This is a genomic window from Methylomonas koyamae, assembly GCF_001644025.1.
Lineage (GTDB): Bacteria > Pseudomonadota > Gammaproteobacteria > Methylococcales > Methylomonadaceae > Methylomonas > Methylomonas koyamae_A.
Map to the genome: position 1 here is coordinate 1 of NZ_LUUK01000063.1, position 9,746 is coordinate 9,746.

General features: G+C 60.1%; 2 protein-coding genes. Both read left to right on the forward strand.

The features are described 5' to 3' along the window. Positions 1-12: 12 nt before the first annotated feature. Positions 13-7,743, forward strand: coding sequence for a filamentous haemagglutinin family protein (locus tag A1355_RS05850; RefSeq protein WP_231883577.1), 7,731 nt, complete (start codon positions 13-15; stop codon positions 7,741-7,743). A 151-nt stretch (positions 7,744-7,894) separates the two neighbouring features. Beyond that, positions 7,895-9,682, forward strand: coding sequence for a DUF2341 domain-containing protein (locus A1355_RS05855; RefSeq protein WP_064025947.1), 1,788 nt, complete (start codon positions 7,895-7,897; stop codon positions 9,680-9,682). Positions 9,683-9,746: the final 64 nt, after the last annotated feature.

The window sequence follows — 9,746 nt, forward strand, 5'->3', positions numbered from 1 at the left end:
CCGGCCGCTGGCTTGCAATACGATCCTACTCAAACCATTTGGCTGGGCAACCATGCCAGCCTGGACGCGCGCGGCGTCGCGGTGAAGGAACTGGCGGACGCTTACGGGAACCGGGGCGGTCAAGTGCTGGACGGGGGCACGATCGCTTTCGATGCCAAACGCGGCGCCGTGGTGATCGCCGAAGGGGCGGTCCTGGATGTTTCCGGTACCGTGGCGACCGTCGATGTCGAGCGTTCCGATACGGTTTCGGCGGCGGCCTTCGTCAAGCGAACCTTCGCCTCCAATGCCGGCAACATATCGATCAAAGCGGCCGACGGTATCGTTATCGATGGTGAAATGCGAGCCTATGCCGGTTCGGCCAGCATGCACGGCGGGCGATTGTCGCTGCGCCTTGATCGTTCGGAATTAAACCGTCCGGAAATTCCGGTCGTGCCGTTTCCCGACGGACCGTTGGTCATTAACGTCAGTCAGAGCGGCAAGCGCCAATCCGAAGAGGATCTGAAGTTCGGCGACGCCTACCCGGAAGACGGCATCGGCTTCGCAAGTATCGGCGCGGATCAGATTAGCGCCGGCGGTTTCACCGACCTGAGTCTGGCCGTGAACGGGACGCTAGGCGACGCGGCGGTGGCCTTCGTCGGCGACGTCAATCTGACCGCGGCGGAACGCATCCACATCGATGCCGCCGAGCTGCGCGCGGTCGGATCGAACGGCGCCGACGCCGGCTCGGTTGTGTTGAATACCACTTTTCTAGAGCTCGGTTCCGATAAGCTACGCACTATTGCCGACAGCGCCGAAACCGGTACCGGACAGTTCGCCGGCAATGCGCAATGGATACAACTGACCGGCGCTAGTCTCTGGAACGGCTTCCAGAAGGTCACGCTATACAGCGCCCACGATATACGCACGATAGGCGTCCGCGAGGAAAGCGACGAGCAACGCGATTATGTCGGTGCCCTGGTGACGGCCGGCGATTTGTATTTGCACGCCAGCCAAGTATATCCCAGCACACTGACCGACTTCACGTTCGCGGTGCGCGGCAATCCGGACGGAAAAATCGTTATCTCCGGCACTAACACCGATGCGACGCCGTTGTCGGCGGCCGGTTCGTTGACTTTCGAGGCGCCCTTAATTAGCCAGCAAGGCGTGGTCAAGGCGCCGCTCGGGAAGATTACGTTCCAGGCCGGCGATACGCTAACGCTGGCCTCCGGTAGCGTGACTTCAGTCTCGGGTATCGATCGGCTGACGGCTACGGAGTTATTGATTCCATTCGGTGTTGTTCAGGGCGGAACCGACTGGTTATATACCTTGGATAATGTTCGAAACCTGGTTTGGGGCGCCGCGCCGGAAAAACGCATCGTCATGGACGCGCCGGAGATCGATGTCGCCAGCGGCAGTCTTGTGGATTTGGCTGGCGGAGGCGATTTGCTGGCCTACGAATTCATACCGGGTGCCGGCGGCTCCTACGATTATTTAACGTCCGGTAGCGGCAGCTATCAGGGCGGCTTCGCGATTTTGCCGACCTTGGGGTCGTTGCTGAGTCCGTACGACCACTATCAAAGTAGTAGCTTCGATTATTCGCTCGGCGCCACGATTCATTTGGAAGCGAGCGGCGATCTGCCGGCCGGCGATTACGCGATTTTGCCGGCGCATTATGCATTGCTGCCGGGCGCCTATCTGATCACACCGGTCGCCGACACTCAGGACCAAGTCGTCACCCAATACACGCCTGACGGTAGAACCATCGTGTCCGGTTATTTCGCCCAGGCCGGCGGCAGTATTCGCGATGCGCGTTCCAGAGGTTTTCTAATCGAAACCGGCGCTGACGTTCGTAAGTACTCGGAATATCAAACCTACACTGCCAACAGCTTTTACCAGGAGCAAGCTAAAACCAACGAAACCGCAACGCCCAATTTACCGATGGACGGCGGCCAGGTTTCGTTGATCGCGCAAACCCGGTTGGTGATGGAAGGGGAGTTCATGCTGCAAGCCTTGCAAGGCGGCCGCGGCGCTCGAATGGATATCGCCGCCAATAACATCCGCATCGTCGCCGACCGCTCCGGCGAGGCTGCCGGCACCGGCGTCTTGGAAATTCTGGCCGACGACTTGAGTGCGCTGAATGTGGAAAGCCTGTTGCTCGGCGGCGCGCGAGACCGCGATGTCGAGACTGGCGAGACCGCGGTTGATGTCAGTGCCGATAGCGTGGTGTTCGCCGAGGGCGTCGATCTGCGCGGCGGCGAGATTATCGCGGCGGCCAAAAACCTGGTCGAAGTGCGTACCAATGTGAGCTTGGATGCCGATCGCCGTGTGGTCGGCGGGGACAGTGTGTTCAATCTGGTCGGTAACGGGGCCTTGCTACGCTTGTCCGGCGGCGATCAAATCGAACTGAACCGTACCGAAACCGACGGTTCGGCCGGCGATTTGTTGGTCGCCAAGGATGCGTTGTTGCACGCCGCCGCTTCGATGTTATTGGATGCTTCGCACTCGACCGAGTTGCAGGGCGATATTCGGATGGAGGGAGGTTCGTTGAATCTGGCGGCCAATAGCGTCAATCTCGGTGCCGTGGATGGCTTGGCCGGCGGCGCATTGAATCTGACCAACGCCAAATTGGCCCAGTTAAACGTGGACGAATTAGTGCTGACCGCGCGTGATAGCCTCGGCTTCTACGGCAATGTGGATTGGCGGGGCGAGCGTTTGGCGATTAACGCCGCGGGTATGACCGGTCACGGCGCGGCCGGCGACGTGGCGTCGATCAGCGCCGGAACGCTGGTCTTGGCGAACAGCGGAGCGGCGGAAAATCTACAGACTGTTGACGGCGGCGGTCGATTGGCTATCGTTGCCGATAGACTGGAAACCGGTGCCGGCCGGTTTTCGATACTGGGTTTCGACGCGGTCGATGTCAACGCGAGCGAGCAAGTCCGCGCCACCGGTGACGGCGAATTGCGCGTCGCGGCCGATTTGCGGCTGGCGACCGGCGGTTTCGGCGCCGACGGCGGCGCCAGCTTGAACATCGACGCGAGCGGGCATGCGGCGGAATTCGCCGGTCTAACCGGTAACGCGGCTATCGTCAGCGGATACGGCGCCGAATTGGCCGTTACCGCCGACAATATCGACTTCGATAGTCGGGTGGTGTTGCCGTCCGGCGCGTTGAGCCTGCACGCGTTGAGCGGTGACGTGAGCTTGGGCGAACATGCCCAGCTCGATTTGGCGGGGCGGGCCGTCAAGTTCGGTGATGTCGACCAATACAGTCCGGGCGGCCACTTCACGGCGGTGGCGGATCACGGCGGCATCGCCGCCAAGGCTGGGTCATTGATCGACGTGGATAGCGGCGGTGGCGATGCCGAGGGCGGAAATGTCGAAATCCGGGCGCTGGAAAAATCGGCTTCGTTGCAAGGCGAACTGCAAGCCAAGTCCGGCAGCGCGACGGTCGAGGTCGGCGACTTCGCCGCCGGTCAGGGTTTCGACGCGTTAACGCAGAAACTGAACAGCGCCGGTATCGATCGTTCGATATACATCCGAGTCGGACAAGCCGATATCGTGCAAAGCCAGTCCGGCTCGGTCCGCGCCGAACAAGTGACGCTGGTCGCCGATACCGGTTCGATCGAACTGGCCGGCACCGTGAACGCCGACGCCGCCGACGCCGGCGGTAGCATCAAATTGTATGCCGGCGACGATGTGGTTCTGAACGCTGGCGCGAAGTTGTCGGCGCGCGGTACCGGCGACGGCGCCAAGGGCGGTTCCGTGTTGTTGTCCAGCGTCGATAGCGACGGCGACGGGATCTCCGGCGTCGCGGTGGGCGAAGGTAGTCAAATCGACGTGCACGGCACCGGCGCGGAAGGCGGCGACGTGACGCTACGAGCCTTGCGGGACGGCATCGGGGTGCGGATACAGCCGGTCGCCGGCTCGGTCAGCGGTTACAAGACGTTTTATGCCGAGGGCGTCGCCAAATATGCCAACGCCGATTTGGGCGACGACGGCCGGATCGACGCCGCCGACATCGCCAAAATCAAGGCCGATACCGCCGCCTACATGACCGAAGCCAACATGGCGGCGGTCGCCGACCGGTTGGGCCAAGGCATCCGGTTGCTGGCCGGCGTCGAGATCGATTACAGCGGCGACCTGACCTTAAAGGACAAGTGGGATCTGGCCGACTGGCGCTACGACGAAAACAGCGACGACAATGTTTGGGACGACGTGCCGGGGCGCTTGGTGATTAGGGCCAGCGGCGATTTCACGCTGGATCAGTCGTTGAGCGACGGGTTTAAAAACGTCACGTTTCAATTCGACAATTTCGACGGCACTACCAGGTCGGTCGAGATTATCGACAAATTGCAGAGCGGCGCGTCCTGGTCCTACCAACTGACCGCCGGCGGCGATTTGACCAGCGCCGATTCGGACAAAACCTCGGGTGCCGGCGATTTGACGTTAACCAGCAACGTCAAGGTAAGAACCGGCACCGGCGACATTCAGTTGAATGCCGGCGGCGATATTGTGATTTCCGCTGGGGAAAGCATCGATAACGAGCTGGCTGCGGTCGCCGCGAAAAGCAGCACGGTTTTGGCGGTCAGCGATGCGTCGGCCTGGAAAGCCGGCGGGTACCTATCGGGTTCCGGAATTGTCGCCGGGACCTATATTACCGAGGTCGACGCCGGAGGAATCACGCATGCGACGTCGGCTTCCGCCGTCATTCGCAGCCTATCGTTACGGCTGGACGACACTGAAGCGTCCGGTTGGCGGGTTGGTTATTATTTGACCGGTAACGGCATTGCGCCGGGTACCACCATTACCTCTATTAATTTGGCCGGCGTCGCGGCGCAAACCACGGCCTTGGCCGCCAAGAACAGCAAGAGTCTGAAAGTTGCGGATGACGTCAATTGGGTGGTCGGCGATTACCTGACCGGCAACGGTGTCGCGGCCGGGACTCAGATCACCGCGATCAACGTCAACGCCAACACCAAGATTAAGACTGTCACAATCAACAACGCGCTGACCGGAGCAGTATCGGCCAACTCGACCTTGACGACCCTGCCATCGGTGCATTTAAGCACCGCGACGACTAAAATTATAACCGCCGACACGGCCATTTCGACGCTGCCGTCGGTGACGCTCAGTTTGGCCACGACAGCGCAGATATCCAAAGATACTAACAAGAAAGCCGAATATACGCCGGCATCCGTCTATAGCGCCGGCACGACGACGCAAACCAACCCTTACGGTTCGCTCAGCGATCGGGCGGTTGCGCAGTTATTCTACAGTGAGTATCCGGTGGATGGCGGTGATGTGGGTCTGACGGCGGCCGGCAATATCCAAGGGACGGTCAGCAATAATAGCTACAACGATTGGATGCTGCGCGTCGGAGGTTTGAATGCTCAGAGGCAATCGCAACCGACCGCATGGGGGGTGGGGTTAGGCTATATTCCCGGCGTGAAAAACCAATTGAAACCCTTTGTGGTACCGCAGCCGTTGTTCCAACAAAACGTTGGGGCCTTCGGCGGCGGCGCGGTTAATGTCAAGGCGGGTGGCGATATTTCCGATCTGGAAGTGGTCATGCCGACCACTGGCAAGCAGGTCGGCGACGCCAATGGTAGTCCGAATCTGACCGGATTTAACAGTAACGAAGTCGTGGTCGGCGGCGGCGGTACCCTGGCGATCGAGGCCGGTGGCAATGTCAACGGCGGCGTGTTTTATTTGGGCCAAGGCGAAGGCTCGATCAGCGCCGGCGGAGCCATAGGCGGCGGCGGCCAATTTGCCGGCGGTCCGGTACTGTTGATGGGGGATACTCGTTTCGACATATCGGCTGGAAACGACTTGTCGCTGGCCGGCGTCACCGATCCGATGATAGCGGACGACGGCGAAGTGAATTTTTTCAGCTACGGCGCCGACAGTGGTTTGACCTTGGCCAGTCTGGCCGGCGACATTGGCTTGCACAGCAGTGCTTCGAAATTGATTTCCGTGTTGCTTCCCAATACTAGCTCAACGGATCAGCAAAAGTTGCTGGCGGCCTTATATCCGGGTTCCTTGAATGCCACCGCGTTTGGTGGAGACATAGAGTTGAACGAAGAAATCATCCTGTTTCCGGCGGCAACCGGCAGCTTGAATTTGTTGGCGGAAGGCGACATCAGCGCGGCCGACCTGACCTACCGCCTGGGTGTATCCGATGCCGACCCGGCGCTGGCGCCCGGCGCCACCGTACCGCTGGCGCGGACGGCGATGGCGGATTTGGCCGGCGCCTTCAATGCGCTCGGGGATTCGCCGTTGGCGCATGCCACCACGCCAATCCACGCCGGCGACAAGCAACCAGCGCGCTTGGTGACTCGTAGCGGGGACATAAAAAACATCGAATTGGTGTTGGCGACCAAAGTCTTGGTGGATTCGGGGCATGACATTCTGAATTTGGCGGTGTCCGCGCAACACGCCAACGTCAGCGACACCAGTTTAATCAAGGCCGCCCGGGATATTCGCTTCAGCAGCGCTCGCAATGCGAACGGTAAGCTATTGGATAACAGTGCCAGTATCGAGATCGGCGGCAGCGGTGAGGTACTGGTAAAAGCCGGCCGCGACATCGATTTGGGGGCGTCCAAGGGTATATCGACGGTCGGCGACGTGAACAATGCCAATCTGCCGGACCAGGGTGCCAATCTTACGGTGCTGGCCGGCGCAAACGGCGAACTGAACTATGCTGGCTTTATCAACGCCTACATGATGGGCGACGACGCGCAGTCGTTGAAAGCCAGGGAATTGATTACCACCTTTATGCGCGAACGTTCCGGGAATACCGCGCTTGGCGAAGCAGACGCCTTGGCGGCTTTCGCTAAACTGAACAGTTGGGATTTTGTGGCGATTCAGCCGAAGTTGAACGCCGCCTTACTGCCGGTATTTTTCGATTTGATTCGCACGTCGGGCAGCGCGTCGGCTTCGGATAAGTCGGCTGGAAACGAGGGGGCTTACTCCGCGATCGACACGCTGTTTCCGGGTGGCGAATGGCAAGGCAACCTAACAATGGTTTATAGCAAAATTTACACAGTGGACGGTGGCGATATCAATCTGCTGGTACCTGGTGGAGGTGCTAACGTGGGTTTGGCGGTTTCGCCGAACGATAACAAGACCTCGGACTCATCAGCAGAAGATGAAGAAGCGAACAAGGACTTGCCGGGGATCTTGGTCCAGCGCACCGGCAACATCAACGCCTTCGTGCGCGACAATTTCAATGTGAATACCTCCAGGGTATTCGCACTGGATGGTGGTGACATCATGCTGTGGTCTTCCAACGGTGACATTGACGCCGGCCGCGGCGCCAAATCGGCCATCTCGGCGCCGGCACCGAAAATCAGCTTCGACGAAAAAGGCAACATGAAGATTGAATTTCCGGCTGTCGTGTCCGGCAGTGGTATTCGCACCGCCGCCAGCTCGGAGGGCGTGGTCGGTGGCGACGTGTTTTTGTTCGCGCCGAAAGGGGTGGTCGATGCCGGCGAGGCCGGGATCGGCGGGACCAACGTGACCATTTCGGCGACGGCGGTATTGGGCGCGCAAAACATCCAGGTCAGCGGAATTTCCACCGGCGTGCCGGTGGCTTCGGTCGGCAGTGTCGCCGCCGGCTTGACCGGTTCCAGCAATTTGACCGCCGGCGTCAGCCAAATGGCGGAAAGCTCGGTCGGCGGCGATGTGGCCAGTAAGAACAGTGCCGCCGCCATTGCCAAGGCGATCCTCGGCATACTCAGCGTAGAAATCCTCGGTTTCGGCGATTGATATAGCGGTGCCGGCGCGGCGGCGGCGAGCCGCCGCTGGTTGGCTCGGCGGGAGGCACCCCGTCCGAGTCTTTGGCGTCATTCCCAAGGTGTCATAAAAATGTAAGATTTGGCGGGGATAATTCGCGATATGTTTTGATTTGAGAGTAAACATGAAGCGGATAGTCCTTGCAGTATTGACCTTGTTGAGTTTATCGCAGCCGGCCCTGGCGTGGTGGAACGACGATTGGGGTTACCGGAAGAAAATCACCCTGGATGCCAAGCAGTTGCAACAGGAGGGCGTGAAACCGGCCGGCGAGGCTTTGATACCGGTGCGGCTGCATACCGGCAACTTCGGCTTCTTTACCGATCTGGGCGAAAACGGCAAGGATGTGCGCTTTATCGCCGGCGACGACAAAACTCCGCTGAAGTTTTTCATCGAGAAAATCGATGCCGTCAACGAGATGGCGCTGATCTGGGTGAAATTGCCCAAGGACATCGCCAATGCCGACGAGCCGGCGATCTGGATGTATTACGGCAATCCCAAGGCCGTGGACGGCCAGGACGGCGTCGGCTTGTTCGATGTCGCCCAAGGTCTGGCCTTCCACTTCGAGGCCGATGCGGTCAAGGATGCCACCGCCTACGCCAGCCAACCGAGTAGCGCCGGCTCCAGCAGGATCGAGGGCGGCGCGATCGGCGACGCGGCGGGGTTTAACGGCGGAGCGGTCATCAAAGTACCGGCCACGCCGGCGATCCAAACCGCGACCGATCCGGGCTGGACGCTGTCGATGTGGGTCAAGATCGATCAGGCCCAGTCCGACGCGGTGTTGTTTCAACGCGATAAGTTGAGTTTGTCCGTTAGAGGTCAGGCGCCGGTCCTGCAAGTGGCTGGCAAGGAATTCGTCAGTCCGGCCGGTTTGAATCTGGCCGCGTGGCAGTTGTTGGCGGTGACCGGCAACGCTGGCGGTTACACCTTATATGTCGACGGCAAGGCGGTCGGCAACGTACCAGCGACGGTGACCGCGCTGGACGGCGAGCTGGCGATCGGCGCCGCGTTGGACGGTAGCCGTGGCTTCGTAGGCGCGCTCGACGAATTCGGCATCGCCAAAACCGTGCGCGACGGTAACGCCTTGCGCTTTGCCGCCTTGTTGCAGGGCCAGAATTCCACGTTGTTGACTTACGGTGAGGACAGCACGCCTGACAGCGAGGAGGGCGGCGAGTCGTATTTTACCGCGACGCTGAACAACGTGACCGTGGACGGCTGGGTGGTGATCGGCATTCTGATGGTGATGTTCGTGATCAGTTGGCTGGTGATGATCGCTAAGGCCATCGTGCTGGGCCGGACTCAGTCCGAAAACAAAAAGTTCGAAGCGGCCTTCAGCCGTTTAGGCCAGCGCGATATCGCCACCTTGGACCACGCGGACGAAGACGGTCAAAGCGATTTCGACGAGTCGCCGCTGCTGCTGTCGTTGACCGGCCATCACGCTGCCTTTGCCGGGTCGTCGATCTACCGGGTCTATCACGTCGGCGTACAGGAAATGAACAAGCGTCTGGCCAAGGCGGTTGGCGCCGACGTCGCGGACCGTAGCTTGTCGGCGCAGGCGCTGAATGCGGTCAAGGCTTCGATGGACGGCGCGTTGGTCCGCGAACTGCAAAAACTCAATTCGCAAATGGTGTTGTTGACCATCGCCATCTCCGGCGGACCGTTTCTGGGGCTGCTCGGAACCGTGGTCGGGGTGATGATTACCTTCGCGGCGATCGCGGTCAGCGGCGAAGTTAACGTCAACGCCATCGCGCCAGGTATCGCGGCGGCGCTGACCGCGACGGTCGCCGGGCTGGGCGTCGCGATTCCGGCCTTGTTCGGATACAACTATTTAGGTAGCCAGATTAAGGTGATTACCGCCGATATGCAGGTGTTCGTCGACGAGTTCGTCGCCAAATTGGCCGAACAGCATAGCTGACGACCCATTCGTAGGGTACGCATTGCGTACCTTGCAATTTAGCCGGTACGCAATGCGTACCCTA

Excerpts from the sequence above, each read along its gene's own strand:
- A1355_RS05855 (WP_064025947.1), top strand. The coding sequence starts at position 7,895 with ATGAAGCGGATAGTCCTTGCAGTATTGACCTTGTTGAGTTTATCGCAG.